At 41.7% G+C, this 25,660-nt stretch carries 23 protein-coding genes and 2 pseudogenes; 17 read left to right on the top strand and 8 right to left on the bottom strand.

Annotated features, from left to right (window positions below):
- The first annotated feature begins 250 nt into the window (after positions 1 to 250).
- From AC4HAN_RS02370 to AC4HAN_RS02345, 6 genes are all read left to right on the top strand, one after another.
- On the top strand, positions 251 to 568 hold the full coding sequence (locus AC4HAN_RS02370; protein WP_491090961.1) for a PTS cellobiose transporter subunit IIB: 318 nt from the start codon (positions 251 to 253) through the stop codon (positions 566 to 568).
- A 48-nt stretch (positions 569 to 616) separates the two neighbouring features.
- Positions 617 to 2,596 carry a BglG family transcription antiterminator gene (locus AC4HAN_RS02365; RefSeq protein WP_491091120.1) on the top strand — a complete coding sequence of 660 codons (1,980 nt, stop codon included), beginning with the start codon at positions 617 to 619 and terminating at the stop codon, positions 2,594 to 2,596.
- Between the two features lie 7 nt (positions 2,597 to 2,603).
- Positions 2,604 to 2,918: a PTS cellobiose transporter subunit IIA gene (locus AC4HAN_RS02360; RefSeq protein ID WP_491090960.1), complete on the top strand. Its 315-nt coding sequence runs from the start codon at positions 2,604 to 2,606 to the stop codon at positions 2,916 to 2,918.
- Between the two features lie 15 nt (positions 2,919 to 2,933).
- Complete coding sequence (locus tag AC4HAN_RS02355) at positions 2,934 to 3,452, top strand: hypothetical protein (protein WP_491090959.1); 519 nt, start codon at positions 2,934 to 2,936, stop codon at positions 3,450 to 3,452.
- A gap of 14 nt (positions 3,453 to 3,466) precedes the next feature.
- A complete protein-coding gene (celB, locus tag AC4HAN_RS02350; protein WP_491090958.1) occupies positions 3,467 to 4,819 on the top strand; it encodes a PTS cellobiose transporter subunit IIC in 1,353 nt (450 codons plus the stop codon).
- Positions 4,820 to 5,066: 247 nt separating this feature from the next.
- A complete protein-coding gene (locus tag AC4HAN_RS02345) occupies positions 5,067 to 5,657 on the top strand; it encodes a CDP-archaeol synthase (protein WP_491090957.1) in 591 nt (196 codons plus the stop codon).
- Positions 5,658 to 5,741: 84 nt separating this feature from the next.
- Here the strand turns inward: AC4HAN_RS02345 and AC4HAN_RS02340 are convergent.
- The 3 genes and pseudogenes from AC4HAN_RS02340 to AC4HAN_RS02330 all read right to left on the bottom strand — a co-directional run.
- A pseudogene (locus AC4HAN_RS02340) lies at positions 5,742 to 5,855 on the bottom strand (IS3 family transposase); the annotation flags it as partial.
- 150 nt (positions 5,856 to 6,005) lie between these two features.
- Positions 6,006 to 6,221: a hypothetical protein gene (locus AC4HAN_RS02335; protein WP_491090956.1), complete on the bottom strand. Its 216-nt coding sequence runs from the start codon at positions 6,219 to 6,221 to the stop codon at positions 6,006 to 6,008.
- Positions 6,222 to 6,335: 114 nt separating this feature from the next.
- Complete coding sequence (locus tag AC4HAN_RS02330) at positions 6,336 to 6,569, bottom strand: hypothetical protein (protein WP_491090955.1); 234 nt, start codon at positions 6,567 to 6,569, stop codon at positions 6,336 to 6,338.
- A 729-nt stretch (positions 6,570 to 7,298) separates the two neighbouring features.
- On the opposite strand from AC4HAN_RS02330, the pseudogene AC4HAN_RS02325 reads away from it, so the two are divergent.
- Positions 7,299 to 7,522, top strand: a pseudogene (locus AC4HAN_RS02325) (transposase); the annotation flags it as partial.
- 98 nt (positions 7,523 to 7,620) lie between these two features.
- On the opposite strand, the gene AC4HAN_RS02320 reads toward AC4HAN_RS02325, so the two are convergent.
- Positions 7,621 to 8,700 carry a M24 family metallopeptidase gene (locus AC4HAN_RS02320; protein WP_491090954.1) on the bottom strand — a complete coding sequence of 360 codons (1,080 nt, stop codon included), beginning with the start codon at positions 8,698 to 8,700 and terminating at the stop codon, positions 7,621 to 7,623.
- A 164-nt stretch (positions 8,701 to 8,864) separates the two neighbouring features.
- Between AC4HAN_RS02320 and ccpA the strand changes: the two genes are divergently transcribed.
- The 9 genes from ccpA to ftsY all read left to right on the top strand — a co-directional run bounded on the left by ccpA (position 8,865) and on the right by ftsY (position 20,890).
- Positions 8,865 to 9,866 (top strand): catabolite control protein A, encoded by a 1,002-nt coding sequence (gene ccpA / locus AC4HAN_RS02315; RefSeq protein ID WP_491090953.1) that lies wholly within the window; start codon positions 8,865 to 8,867, stop codon positions 9,864 to 9,866.
- 228 nt (positions 9,867 to 10,094) lie between these two features.
- Entirely contained in the window at positions 10,095 to 11,558 is a 1,464-nt protein-coding gene (locus AC4HAN_RS02310) for an alpha-amylase (RefSeq protein WP_491090952.1), read from the top strand.
- 234 nt (positions 11,559 to 11,792) lie between these two features.
- Complete coding sequence (locus AC4HAN_RS02305) at positions 11,793 to 12,791, top strand: LTA glycolipid anchor biosynthesis glycosyltransferase, IagA/BgsA family (protein WP_491090951.1); 999 nt, start codon at positions 11,793 to 11,795, stop codon at positions 12,789 to 12,791.
- Between the two features lies 1 nt (position 12,792).
- Entirely contained in the window at positions 12,793 to 14,127 is a 1,335-nt protein-coding gene (locus AC4HAN_RS02300) for a glycosyltransferase family 4 protein (RefSeq protein WP_491090950.1), read from the top strand.
- Between the two features lie 399 nt (positions 14,128 to 14,526).
- The gene (thrS, locus tag AC4HAN_RS02295; protein ID WP_491090949.1) at positions 14,527 to 16,476 is read left to right on the top strand and encodes a threonine--tRNA ligase; all 1,950 of its coding nucleotides are present in this window, start codon (positions 14,527 to 14,529) and stop codon (positions 16,474 to 16,476) included.
- A gap of 168 nt (positions 16,477 to 16,644) precedes the next feature.
- Positions 16,645 to 17,703, top strand: coding sequence for a DUF3114 domain-containing protein (locus AC4HAN_RS02290; RefSeq protein WP_491090948.1), 1,059 nt, complete (start codon positions 16,645 to 16,647; stop codon positions 17,701 to 17,703).
- Between the two features lie 86 nt (positions 17,704 to 17,789).
- Complete coding sequence (locus AC4HAN_RS02285) at positions 17,790 to 18,605, top strand: Cof-type HAD-IIB family hydrolase (RefSeq protein WP_491090947.1); 816 nt, start codon at positions 17,790 to 17,792, stop codon at positions 18,603 to 18,605.
- Positions 18,592 to 19,410, top strand: coding sequence for a Cof-type HAD-IIB family hydrolase (locus tag AC4HAN_RS02280; RefSeq protein WP_491090946.1), 819 nt, complete (start codon positions 18,592 to 18,594; stop codon positions 19,408 to 19,410). Before AC4HAN_RS02285 ends, AC4HAN_RS02280 begins: the two co-directional genes overlap by 14 nt.
- Position 19,411: 1 nt before the next feature.
- A complete protein-coding gene (gene ftsY / locus AC4HAN_RS02275; RefSeq protein WP_491090944.1) occupies positions 19,412 to 20,890 on the top strand; it encodes a signal recognition particle-docking protein FtsY in 1,479 nt (492 codons plus the stop codon).
- A 121-nt stretch (positions 20,891 to 21,011) separates the two neighbouring features.
- Here the strand turns inward: ftsY and AC4HAN_RS02270 are convergent, their stop codons facing one another.
- From AC4HAN_RS02270 to AC4HAN_RS02255, 4 genes are all read right to left on the bottom strand, one after another.
- The gene (locus AC4HAN_RS02270; protein ID WP_491090943.1) at positions 21,012 to 22,376 is read right to left on the bottom strand and encodes a DHA2 family efflux MFS transporter permease subunit; all 1,365 of its coding nucleotides are present in this window, start codon (positions 22,374 to 22,376) and stop codon (positions 21,012 to 21,014) included.
- A gap of 144 nt (positions 22,377 to 22,520) precedes the next feature.
- Positions 22,521 to 23,336, bottom strand: coding sequence for a TIGR03943 family putative permease subunit (locus AC4HAN_RS02265; RefSeq protein WP_491090942.1), 816 nt, complete (start codon positions 23,334 to 23,336; stop codon positions 22,521 to 22,523).
- Positions 23,336 to 24,238, bottom strand: coding sequence for a permease (locus AC4HAN_RS02260; RefSeq protein ID WP_491090940.1), 903 nt, complete (start codon positions 24,236 to 24,238; stop codon positions 23,336 to 23,338). Before AC4HAN_RS02260 ends, AC4HAN_RS02265 begins: the two co-directional genes overlap by 1 nt.
- A 5-nt stretch (positions 24,239 to 24,243) precedes the next feature.
- Positions 24,244 to 24,381, bottom strand: coding sequence for an SPJ_0845 family protein (locus AC4HAN_RS02255; RefSeq protein ID WP_491090939.1), 138 nt, complete (start codon positions 24,379 to 24,381; stop codon positions 24,244 to 24,246).
- 278 nt (positions 24,382 to 24,659) lie between these two features.
- On the opposite strand from AC4HAN_RS02255, the gene AC4HAN_RS02250 reads away from it, so the two are divergent.
- Positions 24,660 to 25,328: a fructose-6-phosphate aldolase gene (locus tag AC4HAN_RS02250; RefSeq protein ID WP_491090938.1), complete on the top strand. Its 669-nt coding sequence runs from the start codon at positions 24,660 to 24,662 to the stop codon at positions 25,326 to 25,328.
- Positions 25,329 to 25,660: the final 332 nt, after the last annotated feature.

The following is a 25,660-nucleotide window of genomic DNA, read 5'->3' as shown; positions in this document are numbered from 1 at the left end:
ACGAACTCTTTTGTCATTTGTTGAGTTCTTTCCCACTCCCTTTATTTTGTGCGGCTGACAACCTTTATAGATTTTTCGATGAAAAAGGCAGAGCAGCCGGTCTTTTTTTGCCTATTTTCAGGCCATTGCGGAAAGCATTATTCATGTGCTATGGCATTTCCGTAATGATACGGAAATATTATCTATGGATAATGTAAACGAATACAAATATAATAGAGTCAAAGAAAAAAATTATGTGGAGGAAACCATTATGGCAAAACAAGCTTTAATTATTTGTGCAGGAGGCATGTCATCTTCGATGATTGCTAAAAAAACAATGACTCTTCTTCAAGAACGGGGAGAAGACATTGAAATGGATGCAGTAGGAGTTCCGGAAGGACAAAAACGCATTGAAGCAGACAACTATGATCTCTATCTTGTCAGCCCTCAAACGAAAATGAATTTCAAACAGCTGGCAGATGCCGCTGCTAAGAAAAACAAACCGATTGTGCAAATTCCGCCGCAAGCCTATATTCCAATTCCTATGGGAATCGAAAAAATGGCCAAGCTGGTTAAGGATAATCTCTGAAAAGATGGCAGTATAGTTATTCCCAGAGCAGAATAAGGAGGGATAATGATGCTGGGTCAAAAGGAAAAGGCGATTGTCAATTACTTATCTCAGCACCGAGACCGATTTGTGACGAGTAAAGAATTGGCAGAGCATTTATCCTGTTCAGATCGAACAGCCCGAACCTATATTAAGTCTCTTATGGCTTATTCGCCGCAGGATACCGGTATTAAGATCATTGCTAAGCAGGGCTATGGCTATCAGATGCAGGTCATTGACGAGCAAAAGCATCTGTCTTTTCTCTCGGAAAATCATTTGGATCAGATGAGAGAAACGATTGACATCACTGATAGGCATAACTACATTTTAAATAAACTTATTTTTGAACAGGATAAGATTTTCTTTGACGACCTGATGGATCAGCTCTATGTCAGCCGTTCCACCTTGTCCTCAGATTTCAAAAAAATCCGAAAAGAACTGCAGAAATACGATCTCAGTATTGAAAGCAGAGCGAATAAAGGTGTTTTTGTCAAAGGAAGTGAGCACGATAAAAGGCGGTTCATCATGGACTACTTTTTCAGCGGCCACTTCCTTAAAAATCTGCATCAGTATGTAGGCGATGAGTTTTTCCATCTTCCTATTAGTTTTGAAGAGCTGACCATCATCGTGCTCGATGAATGCCGCAGTGATAATCTAAAACTGTCAGACTTTATGATTCAAAATTTGGTGGTGCACATTGCGCTTGCCATCAATCGTGTTAAGAGTGGTTTTGATCTTTCTCCTATTGCTATTGATGCTGAAAAATTTCACAGAGAAATTAAGGTTGCCGGGCGCATTTTAAAGAGGATTCAAAACCGCATGGGACTGAATTTTCCGATGGAAGAAGTGAATTATATCGCTCTTCATCTGATTGCGCAGAAAAATGACGGGCAGCCTTTAGCATCTAAAGACAGCAGTATGCTCTTACGCCATGATCTGACCGAAAGTCTTAAAAAAATGGACGGGCTCTGCGGTTATCATTTTGCAGATGACTTTACTTTGATTGAGGGCTTGCTGGTTCATTTGGAAGTGTTGGCAGAGCGTTTAGCCATTGATGTTCATCTGGACAATCCGCTGCTTACAGAAATCAAGGAGCAGTACAGTGATGCCTTTCACTTGACTCAAAAACTGGTGGACGATTTGGCGACTTTTGCAGATTACCGTTTATCTGATGATGAAATAGCTTATATAACCCTCCATTTGATGGCTTCTTTGGAGCGGCAGCGCGAAGAAAATAAATTAAATGTTTTGGTTATCTGTGCAACAGGTTACGGCAGTGCTCAAATGCTGAACAACCGCCTTAAAAATGAGCTGAGTCCTTACATCAATATTGCCGATGTTATCGGGTATTACGACCTCAGCGATGATAAGCTGCAAGGAATCGATCTCATTATTTCTTCCATTGATTTGTCGCATCTAGTTTTTAGCGTTCCCGTCCTGACCGTCAGTGTCTTTTTAAAAGAGGAAGAAGTGGCTCAGATTAAAGAGAAACTGATGACGCTTCAGCCGTCTTCTAAAAAGATAGAAAAACCTAAAGATGACCTTATCTTAGAACAGATTTTTGATGATTATTTTTCAGAACGCTATTTTCAGATTTTTGACAGCACTGATAAGGAAGAGCTCTTGAAATCTATGGTAGATGCACTCAATGACAAACAGGATGCCTGCTACGCTAAATCAATGCTTGATTTGGTGCATCGCAGGGAGGAAATGAGTACTGTAGCCTTCAGCGATGTGATTGCGGTACCTCATCCAATCAAGGCAATCGACAAACAGCATAAAATTGCAGTGGCTGTCATCAGGCATGGGATTGACTGGGATACTCATTTTAACAATGTTCAGCTCGTTTTTCTGGTGTCACCGTCTGTCTATGAAAATGATGGGCTGGCCGCTATTACAAATAAGATTGTTGACTTAACAGATCAGCCCGGACGGCAGAAGCAGCTGATTGCAAGTGACTCGTTCACAGCGTTTAGGAAAATTTTTTTATCTGAGAATAAGGAAGGGTAGGAATTTTATGGATACAGAAGAATTACAGGTTGCGGCTTTTGAAATTATTTTAAACAGCGGAAATGCCAGAACACTGGTGCATGAGGCTTTTGATGCCATGCGTACAGGCAATTACGAATCAGCTGAGCAAAAGCTCGAGGAAGCAAACGGTGAGATGCTCAAAGCCCATCAGGCGCAGACCGATCTTTTGCAAAAATATGCCGGCGGCGTTGAAATTAAAATTGAAATCATCATGGTCCACGCACAGGATCATCTCATGACAACCATGACCTTAAGAGAAGTCGCCCTTGAAATGCTGGAGTTGTATAAGAAAATTAACTAGAAAGGAATTTGGCAAATGTCTCATCAATCAGACAGAGGATCAAAAAAAGCAGGCAATCAGCAGATAAAACAAAAGATGACTCTGAAAAATAATCTGTTTTCACGCTATTTGCTGTTTAGATACAGTTTGGCCTTATTTTTCTTTGTGAATCTTTATTGGATACTTTCTCTGGTTTATAAGCCAAGTGTTTATCTTATTTTACCGGTCATTTTGCTGTTTTTGATTATTGCAGCCTGTGCCGAGCAGTTTAAACTTTACGGAGCTAAGGAGGTTCAGCTTAAACATACTGAGCGAGCATTAAAAATGCAGGTCATCGTAGAGCTGTTACTGCTGGCTGTTACGATGATTCCTCAGCAGCTGTCAATAGCTGTTCCATTCTTTTCAGATACTGTGTCGGCTCATATATTTTTTGCCCTGCTGCAATTTCTTGGTTTAGTTATCTGCTGGTATAATCTCAAACGTATCAGACAAATCAAGAACAATGAAGACAAATTTTATCACCGTTTTCACAACCATATCGAAAAATATATTTAATGGAGGAAAAATTTATGGATGAACAAAAAGGACTGTTCGGTTTTTTGGACAAGTATCTTATGGGGCCAATGAGTATCATTGCGCAGTATAAGGTTGTCCGAGCCATTACGGCAGCAGGTGTTGCATCTGTACCTTTTACAATTGTTGGCTCAATGTTTTTGGTATTTAACGTTTTACCAGATTCATTTAGTTTTTGGCCGGTTATAAGAGATATTTATGAAGCATCATTTTATAAGTTTTCAAGTCTTTATATGCTTGCTTACTATGTTACTATGGGATCTTTATCACTTTATTTTGTTTTAACCATGGGTTATGAGTTAACTAAAATATATGCTGATGAAGAAGAATTAAATCTTAATCCTTTAAATGGTGCAATGCTTTCACTCTTTGCCTTTCTGATGACCGTTCCGCAAATTATTTTTAAAGGCGGTGCTATGATATCAGTTCTTAATCTGAAAAAAGGGAAAGTGATATCAGATGGTTGGGCAATTGCTGACGGCGCTATTACACGCTTTGGAACGTCAGGGATTTTTACAGCTATCATTATGGCTATTTTATCTGTTATGCTTTATCGTATGTGTGTGAAACATAATTGGGTTATTAAAATGCCGGAAGCTGTGCCAGAAGGAGTAGCCCGCGGTTTTACCGCCTTAATACCTGGATTTGTCATTGCATTTGTTGTCTTATTCATAAACGGTATTTTTATTGTATTAGGAACAGACATTTTCCAAGTTATTGCGGCACCATTTGGCTTTGTCAGAAACTTAACTGATACTTGGTTAGGTATTATGATTATTTATCTCTTAACACAAGCCTTGTGGAGCGTTGGTATTCACGGTGCCAATACTATCTTTGCGCCATTTGTTAACCCAATTGCTCTTGCCAATATGGCAGCTAATGCCAAAGGGGCTCACTATATTGTTGCCGGTGAATGGTCTAATATGTTTGTTATCGCCGGTGGATCTGGTGCGACTCTAGGATTATGTATTTGGCTGGCAACCCGTGCCAAATCAGAACAATTAAGTGCTATTGGTAAAGCTTCAGTTGTTCCCGCTATTTTTAATATCAATGAGCCGCTTATTTTCGGGATTCCAATTATCTATAATCCATCTTTGATTATTCCGTTTATTTTGGCGCCTATGACCTCTGCTACTCTTTATTATTTTGCTATGAAATTGAATTTGATTAAGGCGGTATTTGCTCAGGTTGCTTGGCCAACTCCGGTAGGAATCGGTGCCTTTACAGGAACAGGAGACTGGAAAGCCATTATCTTAGCTTTAGTTTGTGCTTTAGCTGCCTTTCTTGTCTACTATCCATTTATTAGAAATTATGATAGAAAACTGCTTAAAGAAGAACAGGGAGCATAATATTAAATATCTTAATTCCACTAGGGGATTAAGATATTTGGTTGAAGTTAAACGTTTTAACTCATAAGGGTTAGAACGTTTTCTTATTTATATGAGACATTTTGCTGGCATGTTCATAATCATTTTAGCTTTCCCAATTAATGTAAAATGGTACTTTCCTGAATATTTATCATTTTCCTGAAATGTCTTTATTCCACTTTTCTAAGAATGTGCTATAATAAGCTTATATGAAAAGAGGAGAAGCCTTTTGAAGACAATTGCGATGATGTATGTGACCCTTCTGCCTGTCATTTTTGCTGGGGTTGCCAATAAGTTTTTTTGTAAATCTGACTTTCTGTCTTGGACCTATGAGCCCATTGACGGCGGTCTCAAAATGTCCGATGGCAGATATTTTTTAGGTCCCAATAAAACGTGGAAGGGTTTCTGGGGGATGATTGCCCTGACGACTTTTTTTCAGGTCATTTGGGGATTGATTTTAGGAATCATTCCGCATTTTCTCTCCCTGTCTTTGGTTGCTGATTACCACAATGACATTTTCTTCAATCTCTTTTTTGGTTTTCTCTTAGGAAGTGCCTATGCTCTTTGTGAGCTGCCCAACAGCTTCATTAAGCGCCGTTTCAATATTCCCGCAGGGCAGGAAGGCCGAGGCAAGGCCAGGTGGGTGTTCATTGTCTTGGATCATGTGGTTCCTTTTCTAGGCAGTATTGTTGTTATCGCAGCGTTCACTTCCATGACTTTTTCGTATTATATCGGCTATGTTTTTTTAGGCGGTCTTACAGCTTTTTTGCTTGATTTGCTTTTGCAGGTTATTCAAGCTAAAAGAAAGGCTTTGCCATAAAGATTTTCTGTTTCATAAAAGAATTAAGAGTTTGGAAAAAAAGTGAACAGCTCCCGGTCAAGTAGACAGTGAAATAATAAACAATCAAGCAACGGCCTTGTTCCTCATTTCAAGAGGGGCAAGGCCGTTGTGCTTCTCTTGATATCGGTGGTTATTGTAAAAAGTGATATCGGCGTCAATAACAGTGACTAACTCCTCAATGGGTAATTTTTTCAGAAAAAGCCCCTGACTTCCTATAAGAGCAGAAGCAGGGGCGAGGTATTTTCTATATTTAAATCAAAAATGTAACCGTGTCTACTCTAAACGTCTGTATTTTATGAGCAGAAATGGAATGAATAAGATCCAGCATTAATAGTTATCAATAGCTCCAGTAATAAAACCAGCAGTTCCAAAAAGCAAAGCTCCACCAGCAGCACCTATACCTGTACCAGCAGCAATGCTTATACCTGCAGTCGGACCAGCTGGGATGGCACCCAGCCCAGCTCCAAGCGCTCCACCTACTGCAGCACCATTGGCCCCCCATTCAAGTCCTCTGTCTATTCCTCCTGCAATTGCACGATACACTCCTGCACCATCAAAATCAGTCAGAAGAGTAGCGCTTACTGTTTCAAAATATCAAAAGCCATTGAATTTAATGTCACTGTGTTTATAGTATTTTTCCTTCCTGTTATAAGGATATCAGACAAAATCTTTATGGGATAATAGTCCTATTACTATTTTTATAAAAACAATCCAAGCATAGATGGTTGCTAAAATTTCCATAATCCCAAAAATGAGGAATAATTTTCCATCAATTAATTCATACTTGCGAAGACAGCTTAGTATAACGAGGCTGAGGACATAGATTACTATAAAAATGAAAGTACTTTTAGACATGGTTGTATGCTCAGTCAGTTTTAAATTCAGTTTCATACTTCCTCCATAAAAATATTTTTAACATCCACCTTGGTCTGTGATCGAAATCTTCATACTATTTTCACAGCGAGGTATGTCTTGAAAACTTTATGAAAATTTACGCTTTTATTTTAACGCTTAGGATTTTCTTAAGCAAGGGGTTTTGGTCTAAATTAATATTATTTAACAAGTTTGATGCGAAAATTCAAAAACAAAAAAGATTCTGACAATTTATGTGGAATATGAGAAAAATATCCCTCTAACTATTCTGCTTTTTAATTAAGTGAGCTAATAAATCTGGTCATGCAAAAAGACTGAGAAACTGAACAGCTCCCGATCAAGTAGACAGTGAAATAATAAACAATCAAGCAACGGCCTTGTTCCTCATTTCAAGAAGGGCAAGGCCATTGTGCTTCTCTTTTTGATAAGTGGGTCAGACAGGCTAAAACAACTGGTTCTTTTAAAACTGCAGATAACCTAGCGGATGAGCAGCGTGAGCGCATCGCGCTTAGAAAAACACTTTATAATTTTTGTTCAGAAAACTGTTGTCTTTTCAATGGAACACCTTAAGAGTACACAGATTTAAGCAGATGGGAAGATAAAAACATCAAAATTTTGTTTATCTTATATCATCAAATCCATATCGAAATACAAGCTAAGCTAGATTATTAAGCGTTTGCCCGCTCACACTGTCAGGAAAAGATGTTCAAATATGATTTTTAGAAATCCTTACCATCCCTATCCTTATTTTCAACTGTCTTCAGAACCTTCTTAAACACAAGTCTTATATCACTAACGCCCTTGAATGTCCTTATTCCAATGCTAAGCTGGAGGCAGCCAACAAACTCATCAAAGATATCAACCATCAAGCCTTTGACTTTCGAAGCTTCTTCAAGAATTTCAAAACGAAAATTCTTATCGCTTCAAACATCACAAAAGAAAGAACCCATTTGATTCTCTCTCGTGTTTAATTATAAGTTCCCCACTACAGATATTATAGAGTTTAAAATTCTGGAAGACTAAAAAACAGACGGTTTTCACAGCCGTCTGTTTTTTGGGGGTCAAAATATTAGAAATACAACAATTCTTTAGGTGTCTTTGTAAAGACTTCAAAGCCGTTTTTGGTGACATGCCCGCAGTCCTCAATGCGGACACCGACTTTTTCAGGAATGTAGATACCGGGCTCGACAGAAAAGCACATGCCTTCTTCGAGGACCAAATCATTGCCGGCCATGATGGATGGAAATTCATGGACGCTCATGCCGATACCGTGACCGAGTCTGTGGTTAAAGTAATCTCCATAGCCGGCTTTTTCAATGACTGAACGGGCAGCAGCATCAACCTGAGCGGCAGTCACGCCGGGTTTAATAAACTCAAGAGCCGTCAGCTGAGCTTCCAAGCAGATATTATAAATGTCCTTTTTGAACGGATCAGGCTGTCCGACAGCGACTGTACGGGTCATATCACTGACGTAGCCGTTATTTTCGACACCGAGATCAAACAGAAGCAGGCTGTTATTTTCGATTTTATTGTTTGCAGGAATGCCGTGAGGATTGGCAGCGTTGTTTCCTGTCAGAACCATGGTTTCAAAGCTCATATTGTCAACGCCCTGCTTTTTCATGCCAAACTCAATTTGAGCGATAATGTCAGTTTCGGTAGTATTAAGAGAAATATTATCAAAACCAATTTGAACGGCCTTGTCTGCCAATTCTCCGGCGATCAATAATTTTTGGATTTCATCGGCAGATTTTATCAGACGCATGCGGTTAGTAAGCGGGGTCAGATCGGTAAACTGTCCCGAAAAAATACGCTCAAGCCCTTTAAATTTGCTGACATTGAGATGATCGAACTCAAGCGCGACCTTAGGATAATTTGTTTTGGCGAGCAAGTTTTTAATCTTTGCCCAGGGATTTTCAGAGTCAATATAGCCAACAACCGGAAAATCTACAATGCTCCTAGCTCTCAGAGCATCAAGTTCAGGTAAAAAAAGCAAGGGTTCTGCGTCCGCAAACAAAAAGAGCAGCATGAGGCGTTCATGCGGATCGCTGTAAAAGCCTGTGAGATAGTTAATAGAAACAGGATCAGACAGGACAGCCGCTTGGGTTCCTTCTTGTTTGAGTGCTTGAATTAATTGTGCTTGTTTTGACATATAAAAACCTTCTTTCGCCTTCTATTTTTTCAAAAAAGGAGAAAAAAATCAAGTTTATGCCAAGTTTTTCATAAAACTTGCACTCTTATACTTGAAAGTGTTTTCAAATCGTGCTAGAATAGCATTGGAAGCGTAATTTTCAAAGTAGAAGGGATGATGCAAGGATGAACACAGATGACACTATCACGATTTACGATGTTGCCCGGGAGGCCGGCGTATCTATGGCAACGGTCAGCCGCGTTGTAAATGGCAATAAAAATGTAAAAGAAAATACTCGGAAAAAAGTTCTGGAAGTTATTGACCGTCTGGATTATCGGCCCAATGCTGTGGCGCGTGGTCTGGCAAGCAAAAAGACAACTACCGTCGGTGTGGTGATTCCTAATATTGCCAATGCTTATTTTTCCATCTTGGCTAAGGGAATTGACGATATTGCAACGATGTATAAATATAATATTGTTCTTGCTTCAAGTGATGAGGATGATGATAAGGAAGTTAATGTCATCAATACCTTATTTGCAAAGCAGGTCGATGGTATTATATTTATGGGACATCATCTGACAGAAAAAATCCGTGCGGAATTTTCACGTTCACGGACGCCGATTGTACTGGCAGGAACGGTTGACCTTGAGCACCAATTGCCAAGTGTTAATATTGATTATAAGTTGGCTGCTCAAAATGCTGTTGACTTACTGGCTAAAAATCACGAAAAGATTGCCTTTGTATCGGGACCTCTTATTGATGATATTAATGGCAAGGTGCGCCTTTCCGGCTATAAGGAAGGGCTTAAGAATAATAAGCTCAGTTTCAAAGAAGGCCTTGTTTTTGAAGCACAGTATAAATATCAAGAAGGCTACAATCTTGCTCAGCGGGTTATTAATTCGGGTGCGACGGCTGCTTATGTTGCTGAAGACGAGCTGGCTGCAGGTCTTCTAAACGGTCTCTTTGCTGCCGGTAAAAAAGTGCCGGAAGATTTTGAGATTGTTACGAGCGATGATTCTGCCATTACTTCTTATACCCGTCCAAATTTGACTTCTATCAGTCAGCCGGTTTATGATTTGGGTGCTGTTGCCATGCGCATGTTAACCAAAATCATGAACAAAGAAGACCTGGAAGAAAAGGAAATTGTTCTTAATCACGGTATCAATGAACGCGGAACAACCAAATAAGGAACGATACAAGAGCAAAAAATGCTATTATCTTGACAGGAGCAAAGCTCTTTATCTTACCGAAATCGTAACTTTACTAGCGCCTTAATAAAATTAAAAAATAATGGATGGCAAGGTTTTAGACTGCTAAAAAGCACTTGAAATTATCCATCTAAATTAAGGGCTATTTTATCTCTGCAAGCAGTCTGGGAGTTATCTTCTGGACTCTTTTCATAAAAAGGAGTACACATGACAAATGAAACAATGATGCAGTATTTTGAATGGTATTTGCCGGCTGACGGGCAGCACTGGCAGCATTTAGCCCAGGATGCCCAGCATTTAGGAGAAATTGGCATCAGCAAGGTATGGATGCCGCCGGCTTTTAAAGGCACAGGGGCAAATGATGTCGGCTATGGTGTTTATGATATCTATGATTTGGGGGAATTTGACCAAAACGGAACAACCCGAACGAAATACGGCAGCAAAGAAGACTATCTGAATGCTGTCAGAGCCCTTAAAGAACAAGGAATTATGCCTATTTCAGATATTGTCCTTAACCACAAGGCCAATGGGGATGCCAAGGAAAAATTTGAAGTCATTAAGGTCAATCCCAGCAACCGTCAGGAGAAGATTTCAGAGCCTTATGAGATTGAGGCTTGGACCCAGTTTAATTTTCCGGGACGGCAAAATACCTACAGCGATTTCAAGTGGCACTGGTACCATTTTACCGGTGTCGACTACGATGCCCTGCATAATGAAACAGGGATTTATATGATTCTGGGGGACAATAAAGGTTGGGCCAATCAGGAAAATATTGATCAGGAAAACGGCAATTACGACTATCTCATGTATGATGATATCGACTTCAAACATCCTGATGTCGCTGAGCATCTCAAATCATGGGCCGGCTGGTTTTTGGACACAACAGGTGTCGGCGGTTTTCGTTTAGATGCAGTTAAACATATCGATAAGACCTTTATGGCGGATTTCATTCACTATATTCGCAGCCATTTTAAAGAAGATCTCTATGTCTTTGGTGAGTATTGGAAGGACAGTAATTTTGACATTACCGACTATCTTAATGATACCGGGCTTCAAATGGATTTAATTGATGTCATGCTGCACATGAACTTTTTTGAAGCCGGACAAAAGGGAGCAGATTTCAATTTGGCGTCCATTTTAGATGACAGCCTTATGCAAAGCAATCCTGATTTTGCTGTTACCTTTGTGGACAATCACGATTCACAAAGAGGACAGGCCTTGGAATCAACGATTGCTGAATGGTTTAAACCTTTGGCTTACAGTTTAATCCTGCTGCGTCAGGAAGGAACGCCCTGTGTTTTCTATGGCGATTACTACGGTATTTCAGGTGACTTTGCGCAAGAATCCTTCCAAACTGTTTTAGACAAGCTTCTCTATGTTAGGAAATATCATGTTTACGGTCCGACTGAGAATTATTTTGACCATCCCAACTGTATCGGCTGGACCTGTCTGGGCGATGACGACCATCCTGATGGTGTGGCTGTTGTCATGACTAACGGGGATGCCGGCTGGAAGCATATGAATATGGGAGAATATAACAAGAATAAGGTTTTTGTGGATTACCTCAATAACTGTTCCGAAGAAGTTATTTTAGATGATCAAGGCTGGGGCGATTTTCCGGTTCAGGCAGGATCTGTTTCTGCCTGGGTCAGCAAGGACGCTCACCAGTAATTAAAAAGCGAGGCTGACAGTCTGCGGCGATACTGCTGAAGTCTGGGCCTCGTTTTTTTGCAGTTTATTTTTAGGCTTGTTAGAGGGCTTTAAAGGCAGGAAATAAGTGGTTTTCAGCTTGATTTATTCAAGGCGTTTTTGCAGAAACTGCCGGCTTTATAGAGGCTTTGCCGCTAAAATCAGTGTAACAGCAGTCAGTGGCATCTCAGCAAATTTAGTGTTATAATTAGAAACATGAAAGTTTTACTGTATTTGGAGGCAGAGCACTATCTGAGAAAGTCAGGTATCGGCCGTGCCATCAAACATCAAGAGCGTGCCCTAACCTTAGCAGGGATTGAATACACGACAAATCCAGAGGATGATTACGATCTGGTTCATATAAATACTTATGGTTTTAAAAGTTGGCGTCTCATGAACCGTGCCAGAAAATCAGGCAAAAAGATTATCATGCACGGACACTCGACAGAGGAAGACTTTAGAAATTCCTTTATCGGTTCTAATTTAGTGGCGCCGCTTTTTAGAAGATATCTTTGTCATTTTTATAAAAAAGCTGATGCTATTATTACCCCCACTCCTTATTCAAAGCGCCTGATTGCAGGATATGGGATTACAAAGCCTATCTATGCTGTTTCTAACGGTATTGATTTGGAGCGCTATGTGCCCAGCAAAGCCAAGGAAGAGGCTTTTCGCCGCTATTTTCAGCTGACGGGAAATGAGAAGGTGGTTATCTGCGCAGGGCTGTACTTTAAGCGTAAGGGTATTGAGGATTTTATCAAGGTTGCTGAAAAAATGCCCCATGTTCGCTTTATCTGGTTCGGAGAAACCAATAAATGGGTTATTCCTCATGATGTCAGAGCAATTGTAGCTAAAAACCACCCTGAAAATGTTACCTTTGCCGGCTATATTAAAGGGGATGTTTTTGAAGGGGCTATGAGCGGTGCGGACGCCTTCTTTTTTCCCAGTCTGGAAGAAACCGAAGGAATTGTCGTTTTGGAAGCTTTCGCCAGCCGCCAGCATGTTATCCTGAGAGACATACCGGTTTATGATGGCTGGATCACAGACAATGATGCCGAATTTGCAACAACTGCTGAAGGGTTTGCAGAAGCGATTCAAAAGGTTCTTGACGGGCGCAGTGATAAAAAAGAGGCCGGCTACAGAGTAGCCCGCAGCCGCAATATTGACAAGGTGGCGCATGAGCTGGTCGGTGTTTACCAAAAAGTAATGGAGGAATAAGATGCGTATAGGTCTTTTTACCGATACCTATCTGCCGCAGATTTCGGGCGTTGCAACGAGTATTAAAATCCTGAAAGAAGAGCTGGAAAAGCAGGGGCATGAGGTTTATATTTTTACGACGACTGATAAGCATGTGAAACGTTATGAGGATCCGACTATTATCCGTCTGCCAAGCGTTCCTTTTATTTCCTTTACTGATCGCCGCATTGTATATCGGGGACTTTTTGCGTCTTATAAAATTGCCAAGGCCTATAAATTAGATATTATCCATACTCAGACAGAGTTTAGTGTGGGGATTTTAGGAAAAATGGTCGGAAAAGCGCTGCGCATTCCGGTCATTCATACCTACCATACTCAGTACGAAGACTATGTCCGCTATATCGCTAACGGTAAAATAATTCGCCCAAGTATGGTCAAGTATATCATTCGCGGCTATCTGAGCGATCTTGACGGTGTTATCTGCCCCAGCCGCATTGTTGTCAATCTGCTTGAGGGCTATTCAGTGAAAATTCCCAAACGGATCATTCCGACAGGTATTGACTTAAAAAAATATGAACGTCCGGACATCAGCCAGGAAGACGTGGACGATTTGCGAAAGGAGCTGGGTCTTGCTGATGATGAGACAGTTCTCTTAAGTCTGTCCAGAGTTTCTTATGAAAAAAATATTCAGGCAGTCATTCAACAGATGCCGGAGATTTTAGCCGGCAATCCTAAGGTAAAGCTGCTTATCGTCGGAGACGGTCCGTATCTTGATGAGTTAAAAGAGCAGGCAAAAGACCTGGGTGTGACTGATCATGTTATTTTTACAGGAATGGTCGGTTATGATGAAACGGCTCTTTATTACAAAGCTTCTGATTTCTTTATCAGTGCCTCAACCAGTGAAACACAAGGACTGACCTATACTGAAAGTTTAGCGAGCGGCAAGCCCATTATCGCTCAGGCCAATCCTTATCTCAATGATTTAATTACCGATAAAATGTTCGGTACCCTCTACCAAAAAGAGTCTGATTTGGCAGATGCTGTTTTGGATGCTATCATTTCGACACCAGCAAAGGATGAAAAACTCTGGCAGAAAAAACTCTATGAAATTTCTGCTGAGCATTTTGGAAAATCTGTTTTCGCCTTTTACTTGGATATGATTATCTCGAAAAAGGCTAAGAAAAGAGAAAAACTGTCCTTGGCTGTTGAAGGCAATAAGACGGATACATCAATTAAAATTGTCAAATCGACCGTTAAGCTTCCGGCTACCGCTCTTAAAAAAACGGCTAAGACATCTGTCAAGGTCGTTAAGGCTCCGGTTCGTTTGGTCAATGCTATTCGCGATTTTCTTGATTAAGAGGCTTGAAAATTTAAAAAATCCTGCTATAATAAACTTCGGAGACACATCAGGTGTGTTTGGTTTTTAAGAGAGCGCTTGGCAGCTGAGAAAGCGTAAACCTATCATTTGATACTACTCCCCAAGTTTTTATGCAAACATAAAACGGCGGCTACGATATAGCCAAACTTGAGGTCAGCAGTTTTTTCTGCTGATAAATGAAGGTGGAACCACGTTACGACGTCCTTTCGAGGCCGTCGTATTTTTTATGTTTTGACAGTTACTTTGGGTGATTGCGCAGCAAGCATGGGTGTCTGTCCAAAGGCTTGCACCACAGTGGACAGTGGTGACTGTCGCTTGCGTGCCGACCGCTTAAGGCAGCTGGCAATAAAAAAGAATTTGACAAAAGGAGAAAATCCAATGGTAAAAATAACTTTCCCAGATGGCGCTGTCCGTGAATACGAAAGCGGCGTTACAACTTTTGAAATTGCTGAATCAATCAGCAAATCTCTGGCTAAAAAAGCCTTGGCTGGTAAGGTCAACGGCAAACTGATTGACACGACCCGTGCCATCACAGAAGATGCGAGCATTGAGATTGTGACACCTGACCATGAAGACGCTCTGCCGATTTTACGTCACTCAGCGGCTCACCTCTTTGCTCAGGCAGCCCGCCGTCTTTTCCCGGATATTCATCTGGGTGTCGGTCCTGCCATTGAAGATGGTTTTTACTATGATACGGATAACGAAGCCGGCCAAATTTCCAACGAAGACCTGCCTCGCATTGAAGAGGAAATGAAGAAAATTGTTAAGGAAAACTTCCCGTCAATCCGTGAAGAAGTGAGCAAAGATGAGGCGCGTGAGATTTTCAAAAACGACCCTTATAAGTTAGAGTTGATTGAAGAGCATTCTGATGATGAAGGCGGTTTGACTATTTACCGTCAGGGCGAGTATGTCGACCTTTGCCGCGGACCGCATGTGCCATCAACCGGCCGTATCCAAGTCTTCCACCTGCTCAATGTAGCGGGTGCCTACTGGCGCGGAAACAGCGATAATGCTATGATGCAGCGGATCTATGGGACGGCTTGGTTTGAGAAGAAAGACCTTAAGGTTTACCTTAAACGCCTAGAAGAAGCTAAAGAGCGAGACCACCGTAAGCTGGGTAAAGAGCTTGATCTCTTCATGATTTCTCAGGAAGTCGGTCAAGGGCTGCCATTCTGGCTGCCAAATGGAGCGACCATTCGCCGTACTCTGGAACGTTACATTGTCGATAAGGAAATCGCTGCCGGCTACCAACACGTTTACACACCGCCAATTGCTTCTGTTGATCTCTACAAGACATCCGGTCACTGGGATCATTACCGCGAAGATATGTTCCCAACCATGGACATGGGTGATGGGGAAGAATTTGTTCTGCGTCCGATGAACTGCCCTCACCATATCGAAGTTTATAAGCATCATGTGCATTCTTACCGTGAGCTGCCAATCCGTATCGCTGAAATCGGCATGATGCACCGTTATGAAAAATCGGGTGCCCTGACTGGTTTGCAGCGTGTGCGTGAAATGTCATTGAACGACGGTCATACCTTTGTGACACCAGAGCAGATTCAAGACGAATTCAAACAGACACTGCAATTGATTATTGACGTTTACGAAGATTTTAATCTGACAGATTATCGTTTCCGCCTGTCCTACCGTGACCCTAAAGACACTCACAAATACTATGACAACGACGAAATGTGGGAAAATGCGCAAGCCATGCTCAAAGCAGCCATGGACGATATGGAATTGGATTACTTTGAAGCAGAAGGAGAAGCAGCCTTCTACGGTCCAAAACTTGACATTCAGGTGAAAACAGCTCTGGGGAACGAAGAAACGCTCTCAACCATTCAGCTGGACTTCCTTTTGCCAGAACGTTTTGACCTTAAATACGTTGGTGCAGATGGCGAAGAACACCGTCCAGTCATGATTCACCGCGGTGTTATCTCAACCATGGAACGCTTCACCGCTATCCTGATTGAAAACTACAAGGGTGCTTTCCCAACCTGGCTGGCACCGCAACAAGTAACCGTCATCCCAATCTCAAACGAAGCCCACATTGACTACGCTTGGGAAGTCGCTAAAACGCTTCGTGACCGCGGTATCCGTGTGGAAGTGGATGAGCGCAACGAAAAAATGCAGTACAAAATCCGTGCCTCACAAACCCAAAAAGTGCCTTACCAGCTGATTGTTGGGGATAAGGAAATGGCTGATAAGTCTGTCAATGTCCGCCGTTACGGCAGCAAACAGACACACACCGAAAGCATTGCTGAATTTACAGAAAATATCTTAGCTGATATCGCCCGTAAATCAAAACCTGCTGATGCTGAATAAGAAATAAAAAAGAAGCTCGATCGGGCTTCTTCTTTATTAAAACTTTTGGTAAACCACTATTAATAGTTTGAAAGTCGGGTAAGGGCTTAAGAAAAATCGTATACCCGGGAGTTGCTTTTTGTCCTGCCGCTTTTTTGTTATAATAAGGTTTTGAAAGGAGAAAGGCTTATGTGGCGCATTTTAGGAAACTGCCCATTTTCCCAAGCAGGGCTGAACAAGCGCTATGAGCAAGCCCGGCAGCTGCTTATATGGGAACAGGCGGGATGGGGCAGAGATGATTTAAAGCAGCTGGCTCAAAGAGAGTTGCAGCCAGCTGATTTTCGCATAGGTTCCCAAGCCTTTAATCTGCTGTGGCGGCATGCTTACGGCAGTAAAAAACCGCAAAAACTGCTCACTATTGTTTTAAATATGAGCGCTATGCCGGACGAATTATCCGGCCGTTTAGCAGAAAACCAAAAACTAATCCGCCGTTTTTCAAATGATTTGGCGCCGGATCATATTTTCTGGCAGGAGCTGTCGCTGCTGGTTCAAGAGGCTTTTCCCAAGGACAAACTCAGTGCCAAAACTACCTTTGCTAAACGCATCCATCAGTTTCGCTATGTCATCTCCAGCCAGCAGGCCCAATATATTCGCAGGCATTTTAAAAAGACAGGAATGACAGATAAAGAAGCCTTGGCCGCTTTTCTAAAAGGCAAAAAGCAGCCGCGATTTTGGCGGAAGACGGCTGATTACAGTTTGAAGGAATCTGCCAGACTCCACAATAAGCGAGCCTTTAAAGACGATACCGTTATTTATCCGGATAATCGCCTGCGGGTCAATTTCAAGGTACTGCTGAATTATCATACCGAGTTTATTCTTGATGATGAAGGCTGCTTTTTAAATGAAATTGATGCTGAGTCTGTCAGCCAAAATGCCATCATCAACGGTGCCAGCTTTAACTATGCCAACAGAACAGACAAGCGCCATTGGGAGCTGGATGTCAATCCTGCCAAAAGGCACGATCCTGCTTTCAGAAATGAGCTTATTGCTAATGCGAACCTTCATTTTCGGGCTCCCAAGGCCGTTTCTAAAAAATCTAAGGCCGGTTCTATTGAGGACTGGCAGAGGAGTTATTTTAACAAGAAAGGTCTTTATGCCAACAGCCGCAAGAGTAATTTTAAGGCTGTAAAAAAGCAGGTTCGGCAATTTAAAAAGGAAATTTTCAAACTGAAATGGAAACGAAAATGACCGTCAGGTATTTTAGGAAATATTTCCCAAAAGTTACTCAAATTTTGATAAAATAATGGTAGTGTGACATATGAAAGGAGATTCTGATGGAAGACATACGCCTAGTTGCTACAGATATGGACGGTACTTTTTTGACTCCTGACGGCAGCTTTAACCATGAACGCTTGGATAAGCTGCTGCGGGAGTTTGACAAGCAGGGTCTTATCTTTACCGTTGCCAGCGGGCGAGGGCTTTTGGCCTTAGACAGGCTTTTTGCTGACTTTATGGATCGGATTGCCGTCATTGCTGAAAACGGCAGTGCTATTCAGTATAAAAATAAAGTTCTGTTTGAGCGGTTTATGTCTGAGGAACAGTATCTCTCTTTAATTGCTAAAATTTTAGAAAATCCCTACAATCAAGGGACAGAGCTGCTTTTGTCCGGGAAAAAAGCAGCTTATATTTTGGTAGACAGTCCGCAAAGCTATGCGGAAAAAATGCGTTATTACTATGAAAATGTCTGCCTGGTTGAGAATTTTGAACATCTGGATGATGATATTTTTAAAATCACGACCAATTTTCCTGCTGAGGATGTTAACAAAGGTATGGCCTGGCTCAATCAAGAACTGCCCCACATGCAGGCTGTAACAACAGGCTTTGAATCGATTGATGTTATTTTGCGGGGGGCAAACAAAGGCTTTGGTCTTAATCGCCTCTGTCAGACTTTGGACATCAAATCGAACCAAGTTTTAGCTTTTGGTGATGATTTAAATGATTTTGAAATGCTGAGTTTTGCAGGACGAGCGGTTGCGCCTGAGAATGCACGGGCTGAGATTCGCGAAATTGCAGATGACATTATTGCCCATCATCAGGAAGAATCGGTGATTGCATATATGGAAGGTATGGTAAAAAATGGCAGAATTTAAATTGCTGGCTTTGGATTTGGACGGAACACTCTTTAATACACAAAAAGAAGTCAGTCCTGCCAACAAGGCGGCTCTCAAAGCAGCACAAGAAAAGGGAGTTAAGGTTGTTATTACGACAGGCCGTCCTTTGAAAGCTATTGAACATTTGCTGGAAGAACTTGATCTTATATCAGAGGATAATTATCTTATCACTTTTAACGGCGGTTTGGTTCAAAAGACAACCGGAGAAATTCTGGATAAGAGTGCCCTGACTCGAAAGCATATTGAAACTATTCAGATGGAGATGGAAAAATTAGCCCTGCCGGTTGATGTGCTGAGCGATGGGATTGTCTACAGTATCAGCAACCAAAACAACCATTCGCTTTATCAGGTGGCAAATCCCATGCTGACTTTTCGTGAAATTGACGGTCTTAAGCACCTTCCTGATGTGATTTACAATAAGGCAGTTGTTGTTTACGATGCTGATTTTTTGGATCAGCAGATTACGAAAATTCCCCAGTACATGTACGAAGAATTTGAAGTTTTTAAATCGCGGGATATTATCTTGGAATTTATGCCTAAAGGTGTTCACAAGGCAGTCGGACTGAATCTTTTGATTAAGCATTTGGGAATTGACCAAAGTGAAGTGATGGCTATGGGAGATGAAGAAAATGACCTGACCATGCTGGAGTGGGCCGGCTTTGGAGTAGCTATGGCAAATGGAGTTGCCGTTGCTAAGGAAACAGCCGATGCTGTTACAAAGCGGACCAACGACGAATCCGGAGTTGCCGAGGCTATTAAACACTATATTTTGAGTGAGGATTGAAATGGGATTATTTGACCGTTTATTTGGAAAGAAAAAACAAGAAGACAGTCTGGAAACGAAAGCCCCTTCGCAGGCAGCAGCCGACGAAACAGCTTTACAGACAGACTTATCTGCCGGCTCGGACAATCTGTCGGATACAGCTCAAGCATCTGATACTGCAGCTGAAAATTCGGCTGAAACTGCTCAGTCTTTGCCGGATGCTGTTTTTGCAGCCCAGGCAGAAACAGCTGAAATTCAGGAAGCAGCTGCTTTAGATGCTGCTGAGTTGGAGAATCAATCTGAAGAGACAGCAGAAGACTCTCCTGGAATTGCAACTGTCAGTGATGAAACTGCTGTTCAGTCCGAAACGGAGTCACAAACTGATGAGCAAAAAAGCAGTTCAGAAGATTTTATGGCAGATTACTATGCCCGCAAGGCAGAACTTGCTCAGCAAGTCAATCAAGCATCAGCAGATGTCCGGCAGGAAGCAGAGACACAAGAACTTCAGACTGAAACAGATATGGCAGAAGAAACAGCTGCTGATCTTTCTCATCCGGACACTGCCAGTCAGAAAGAGTCTGAAGAAGAAAAATATAACCGCAGCCTGAAGAAAACGCGGACTGGTTTTGGAGCCCGTCTCAATGCCTTTTTGGCTAATTTCCGCAGTGTTGACGAAGAATTTTTTGAAGAGCTGGAGGAAGTGCTGATTCTGTCGGATGTCGGTGTTCAGGTTGCTTCAACTCTAGCTGAGGATCTGCGCTACGAAGCCAAGCTGGAAAAGGCCCGAAAACCAGAAGCTCTGCGCCGTCTGATTATTGAAAAATTGGTTGACATTTATGAAAAAGACGGTCGGTTCAATGAAAAAATTAATCTGCAGGATGACGTTACGGTTATGCTTTTTGTCGGTGTTAACGGTGTCGGCAAAACAACCTCCATCGGGAAATTAGCTTACAAATATAAAAATCAAGGAAAGAAAGTCATGCTGGTTGCAGCCGATACCTTCCGAGCCGGAGCTGTTGCCCAGCTGGTCGAATGGGGCCGCCGTGTGGATGTACCTGTTGTTACAGGGCCTGAAAAAGCTGATCCGGCCAGTGTTGTCTATGATGGTGTTGAAAGGGCAGTCGCAGAAGGGGTTGATATCCTTATGATTGATACGGCAGGCCGTCTGCAAAACAAGGACCATCTGATGGCAGAGCTGGAAAAAATCGGCCGGATTGTCAAACGCGTTATTCCGGACGCTCCCCATGAGACCCTTCTGGCTCTCGATGCTTCGACAGGACAAAATGCCCTGGTGCAGGCTAAGGAATTTTCAAAAATAACCCCTCTGACAGGCTTGGTGCTGACAAAAATTGACGGAACAGCCAAAGGCGGTGTCGTTCTGGCTATTCGTCAGGAACTGGATATCCCTGTGAAATTCATTGGTTTTGGTGAAAAAATTGATGATATCGGGGAGTTCAATTCAGAAGACTTTATGAAAGGCCTCTTAGAAGGCCTGCTTTAGAGGCTGAAAATCTATTTAAAAAGTGAGCTTGCATCATTTCGTCAAGAAGTTGATGCAAGCTCACTTTTTCGTTATTAAATAGGTGAACAGCTTTAAAATCAAGGCACAGCCCAAATTATTCTTATCCTTTCTTCAGAGAGGCAAAAAGCATTCGGAAGCAAAGAAAAATCAGCAAAACCAGAATAAAGAGTGACCAAAAAATGGTTTTAACACCAGCAGTCATGTTTGGTGCCAGCTGGAGGACAACAGAAGACAGTGCTGTTCCCAGAGCTCCTGCAAACTGCTGCATCATCTGAAAAATAGCTGTAGCATCAGCCGTTTTGTTTCTCGGCAATTGTGAAATGGCAACTGCCATGGTATTGTTGAAGGACATGTTGCGTCCGAATGTGAAAATGATATAGACAAGCGCCATCAGCATAACCGTCAGCGAGTCAGCCCATAAAGCAAAGGTGAACAGACTGACAGCAAAGAGGGTATTTCCGGTGTAGAGAGACAGTTTCGGACCCTTAACATCATAAAGTTTCCCGAAAAACGGTGCTAAAAGCCCGCCCAGAAGAGTTCCCGGCAAAAGGACAAAGCCGGCTGCAGTGGTAGAAACATGTCCGACTTGAACGAGAAAATTAGGAATAAGAAAGTTGGATGCCAGATTTGAAAATTGATAGATAAAAAAAGGAATCAACCCTAAAATGACAGGAAGCTGTTTTAAAATCCGAATATCCAAAAAAGGCGTTTCTGATTTTAACGTTCTGAAAATAAAAAGGGTGCAGGCCAGTATAAAAATAAGCAAGGAAAGCCAGTTGACAGAACCTGATTCCAAGCCGGAAATAAGGATTAAAAAGAAAGTTAAAGTGAAGGCCAGCAGAAGAAAACTGATCAGGTCAAAGGGCCGCTTTTGGTTTTTTACTGAATTTTCAAGGGCAAAGTGACTGATGAAAAAAGCGATAACAGGAACCGGAAGCGTTAAGATAAAAATCCACTGCCAAGAAAAACGAGCAATCATAAAACCGCCGTAAGTCGGTCCGAAAGCAGGTGCTAAGCCCATGATAAGTCCGCCGATGCCCATGTAGGTTCCGATTTTGCTGATAGGAACACGCTCAATGATAAGATTAAACATCAAAGGCATGGCAATACCGGTGCCGGCTCCCTGAAGGGCACGTCCTGCAATCATGAGGGTAAAATTGTTGCTGGCAATACAGGTCAGTGTTCCCAAAAGAAAAAGCAAAACGGCTATGTTGAACTGCTGCCGCTCTTTAACATTTTGCTGCAAGGTGGCACTGAGAGTCATGGAAACAGCAACCGCCAGCAGATAAACAGTTGTAATCCACTGCAGGCTGCTTAAGGGCAGGTGAAAAACAGACATCAGCTTGGTAAAGGTCACATTCATGCTGGTCTCAGATAAGATTCCAGAAAAGCCCAGAAGAGCTGTTGAAACAATAGACAGCTGAGTTTTAGGTGAAACGGTGTCTGTATGGTGTTTGAGGGTCATTAGGTCTCCTATTCTAATTCTTAATTTTTATCACTCTAACGAAAAAAAGAGGCAGAACAGCTATAAATACAAGAAGGTTCTATCCTGCTCTTTTAAATTTTGTTAAAAAGGTTTGCCAAGCTCTTTGGAAAATTTGGCAATGGGCTAAAACACACGGTAAACATAAGGGTTTTTAGGCTGTACGGTTCTTGAGCTTTGTGAGATATGCAGCACCGGCAGGGTTTGGTTGAGATTTTGATTGTATTCAACAGAAATTTTTCCTGATACCCTGACCCAAGTATTATTGTCATAATGAGTGTGCCCGTCTGTTGTCAGCAGGCCGTAAACTCCTGAGTCGGCTATGCAGTGGATAATGCCGAAGCGAAAGAGAAACTGGCTGTTTTTGTCCTTAGGGTCGTTGTAAACAAAGCCGGTATATTCAATTTGGCGGTTTTTGAATTCATCTGGGAAAAGGTAGATGATTTCCATTAATTCCATATAATTCTGCGTTGTAATTTCCAGTTTTTTGCTGCCTTTATATTTTTGCAAGGTCGCCTGCATTTCTTTTTGATAAGCTGACTTGGTAAAATACAGACTGGTATCCGGTTTAAGATACTGAACACGGGTACCGTCCGGACTGACACCTGAACCGGCCGATCCGGCAGCTACCGGGAAATGATAGCCCTTGGCTGATACTGTTGTTGAGTCCAGAGACACAGTCGGTACCAACAGTCCGACAAAGACAGGCACGGCTAAGATAAGAGGGCTGAAAAACTTGGCTAATTTTCCTGACAGATGAGAAGGAACTTTTAAATTTTTCATCCAGATAATCAGCTGTACAATGGCTAAAATAAAGGACAGAACCATGGAAATATATGCCAGATAGGAATAGTGGGTATTGATATAACGGTCCAGTTTACCGGTAAGCTGCAGGTACATGCCCAATTCAAAGTAACCCGCAAGAATTAAAAAACGAATCATTAAATCACCCCCACAATCAGGCAGTAAACGATGATGACAAGACTTGATGTACTGACAAACTGTACAATAAACTTGCTTTTAAAAACATTTTTCATCATCATCAAATTTTTTATATCAACCATCGGACCAATCAGCAAGAAAGCGACCACGGGAGCAACACCAAAGGTTGCAAGGAGTGATGTCCCGATAAAAGCATCAGCCTCACTGCACAGTGACAGGATAAAGGCCAGAAGCATCATAATCAGGATAGCTGTTAAGGGATTGTGACCGATAGTGGTCAAAATCCGAGTCGGTACGTAAATTTGCATAGCAGCAGCCACCAAGCTGCCAAAAATCAAATAACGCCCTGTATCAAACAGTTCATCAACGGCATGTGCCAAGGCATAAAAGACTTTCTGATAGATTTTTTTATCAGAATAATCGTGATAATGCTGAGGTTTGGCATTTTCTTTGGTGATATTTTCATCAACCAAAAAGCCCAGCAGAATCCCCAAAGATACAGCGACGATAATGGCACCAAAGAGCCTGAGAAAAACAAAGCGCCAGGAATTGCCGAAAGCCGAAAAGGTGGCAAAGAGGACAATAGGATTAATAATAGGGGCCGTTGCTAAAAAAGGAATAGCTGTATAGCTGGGTACTTTTTTCTCCAAGAAGCGATTAACAATGGGAACAATACCGCATTCGCAGGACGGAAAGACAAAACCGATAAAAGTTCCAAAAAGAATCCGCGGAAATCTGTGTTTAGGAAGAAATCTTTGAACCAGACTGGGTGTGAGATAAACTTCGATAAAGCCTGACAGAATAGCCCCCAGCAAAATAAAAGGCAGCGCCTCGATAATAATGGAAAGAAAAATAGCCAGACACTGCAGAACACTATCAGGCAGATGGTTAAAAACAGCCATAAAACTTATTTCTTATCTTTCTGCTTGGTTTTTTGATCGCCGTCTTTGGAATCCGGAAATGTTACATCCTCCAAATCAGGCAGCTTAGCAAAATTTTCCATCATCTTTTCCAATTCATCTTTTTTCTTAAATGTAATAGCCATAAAAGCACCTCATTTCTAAGTCAATAGTATTATTATACTACCAAATATCAAAATATGATAGCTTAAACTGTGCCTGTCAGGGAAAGAGGCGGTTTATGATTACTGTAAAACGGTGTTCTTATCAGTTAATCACAGCACAGTTGAACAGTAGGTATCTGGACCTTTATATCAGATTTCAGAAAAGTTCTGCTTTTGCCTTGTTTTCGTCTGATGAGCATGTTATTATAATCTCGAAAAAACAACCATAATGCCATCTGAAATCAGAAAGGAGAAAATCAATGGAATTCATGCTTGATACCTTAAATTTTAAAGAAATAGAAAAATGGGCAGCTATTTTGCCCTTGGCCGGTGTAACGTCCAACCCTTCAATCGTTAAAAAAGAAGGTTCTATTGACTTTTTTGAACAGGCTAAAAAAGTGCGTGATCTTATTGGTCAAGAGCCAAGTTTCCACGCACAGGTTGTTGCGGATGATGTTGAAGGAATTATTAAGGATGCTCACAAATTAAGGGATGAATTGGGCGGAAACCTATACATTAAAGTTCCGGTATCTAAGGCAGGCCTGACAGCTATAAAGACACTCAAAAAAGAAGGCTTTCATATCACTGCTACAGCTATTTATACAGTTTTTCAAGGGCTTTTAGCCATCGAAGCCGGTGCTGATTACCTGGCACCTTACTATAACCGGATGGAAAATCTGAACACTGATTCCAAGGAAGTGATCGCTCAGCTTGCCCAAGCCATTCAAAAGGAGGGAACGGCGACGAAAATTTTGGCAGCGAGCTTCAAAAATGTCAGTCAGATGACTAAGGCACTGGCAGCAGGCGCCGATGCTGTGACCGTTAGTGCCGATGTGCTGGAGGCCGGCTTTGCCAATCCATCCATCCAAAAAGCTGTTGATGATTTCACAGCTGACTGGAAAGAAACGCAAGGGCGTGATTATATTTAAAGTACGAAAAAAAGCTGCTGACTATGATAATTGTTGCGAGTCCGTTCTCTTATATTCAGAGCCGGATGCTTTGTTTGAAAATGCACTAGCGATTCTTAACTCAGCTTCAGTCTGATTCTACCGGCTGATGCTCCCATAGCAGTAACTCAATACGCTAAAGCATTCGTTTGGTATTCGTGATTTAAAATTATTTTTAAAATAAAGGGTAAATTCCGGGAGAAATTCAGGACGTTTGCCCTTTTTTATTAGCAATAAGAACAAAATTGTTACTGTCAAAAGCCCTTCCATCTGCTAATTAAAATCATTCCTAATTATTTTTCTTTGCCTCTAAT

The organism is Streptococcus sp. ELY_86, assembly GCF_058314495.1.
The sequence above is the reverse complement of the archived record's forward strand: the minus strand, read 5'-3'. Positions and strand labels throughout refer to the sequence as shown.

Coding starts and splice junctions, on each gene's coding strand:
- AC4HAN_RS02370 (WP_491090961.1), top strand. CDS start 251: ATGGCAAAACAAGCTTTAATTATTTGTGCAGGAGGCATGTCATCTTCG.
- AC4HAN_RS02365 (WP_491091120.1), top strand. CDS start 617: ATGCTGGGTCAAAAGGAAAAGGCGATTGTCAATTACTTATCTCAGCAC.
- AC4HAN_RS02360 (WP_491090960.1), top strand. CDS start 2,604: ATGGATACAGAAGAATTACAGGTTGCGGCTTTTGAAATTATTTTAAAC.
- AC4HAN_RS02355 (WP_491090959.1), top strand. CDS start 2,934: ATGTCTCATCAATCAGACAGAGGATCAAAAAAAGCAGGCAATCAGCAG.
- celB (WP_491090958.1), top strand. CDS start 3,467: ATGGATGAACAAAAAGGACTGTTCGGTTTTTTGGACAAGTATCTTATG.
- AC4HAN_RS02330 (WP_491090955.1), bottom strand. CDS start 6,569: ATGAAACTGAATTTAAAACTGACTGAGCATACAACCATGTCTAAAAGT.
- AC4HAN_RS02320 (WP_491090954.1), bottom strand. CDS start 8,700: ATGTCAAAACAAGCACAATTAATTCAAGCACTCAAACAAGAAGGAACC.
- ccpA (WP_491090953.1), top strand. CDS start 8,865: ATGAACACAGATGACACTATCACGATTTACGATGTTGCCCGGGAGGCC.
- AC4HAN_RS02310 (WP_491090952.1), top strand. CDS start 10,095: ATGACAAATGAAACAATGATGCAGTATTTTGAATGGTATTTGCCGGCT.
- AC4HAN_RS02305 (WP_491090951.1), top strand. CDS start 11,793: ATGAAAGTTTTACTGTATTTGGAGGCAGAGCACTATCTGAGAAAGTCA.
- AC4HAN_RS02300 (WP_491090950.1), top strand. CDS start 12,793: ATGCGTATAGGTCTTTTTACCGATACCTATCTGCCGCAGATTTCGGGC.
- thrS (WP_491090949.1), top strand. CDS start 14,527: ATGGTAAAAATAACTTTCCCAGATGGCGCTGTCCGTGAATACGAAAGC.
- AC4HAN_RS02290 (WP_491090948.1), top strand. CDS start 16,645: ATGTGGCGCATTTTAGGAAACTGCCCATTTTCCCAAGCAGGGCTGAAC.
- AC4HAN_RS02285 (WP_491090947.1), top strand. CDS start 17,790: ATGGAAGACATACGCCTAGTTGCTACAGATATGGACGGTACTTTTTTG.
- AC4HAN_RS02280 (WP_491090946.1), top strand. CDS start 18,592: ATGGCAGAATTTAAATTGCTGGCTTTGGATTTGGACGGAACACTCTTT.
- ftsY (WP_491090944.1), top strand. CDS start 19,412: ATGGGATTATTTGACCGTTTATTTGGAAAGAAAAAACAAGAAGACAGT.
- AC4HAN_RS02270 (WP_491090943.1), bottom strand. CDS start 22,376: ATGACCCTCAAACACCATACAGACACCGTTTCACCTAAAACTCAGCTG.
- AC4HAN_RS02265 (WP_491090942.1), bottom strand. CDS start 23,336: ATGATTCGTTTTTTAATTCTTGCGGGTTACTTTGAATTGGGCATGTAC.
- AC4HAN_RS02260 (WP_491090940.1), bottom strand. CDS start 24,238: ATGGCTGTTTTTAACCATCTGCCTGATAGTGTTCTGCAGTGTCTGGCT.
- AC4HAN_RS02255 (WP_491090939.1), bottom strand. CDS start 24,381: ATGGCTATTACATTTAAGAAAAAAGATGAATTGGAAAAGATGATGGAA.
- AC4HAN_RS02250 (WP_491090938.1), top strand. CDS start 24,660: ATGGAATTCATGCTTGATACCTTAAATTTTAAAGAAATAGAAAAATGG.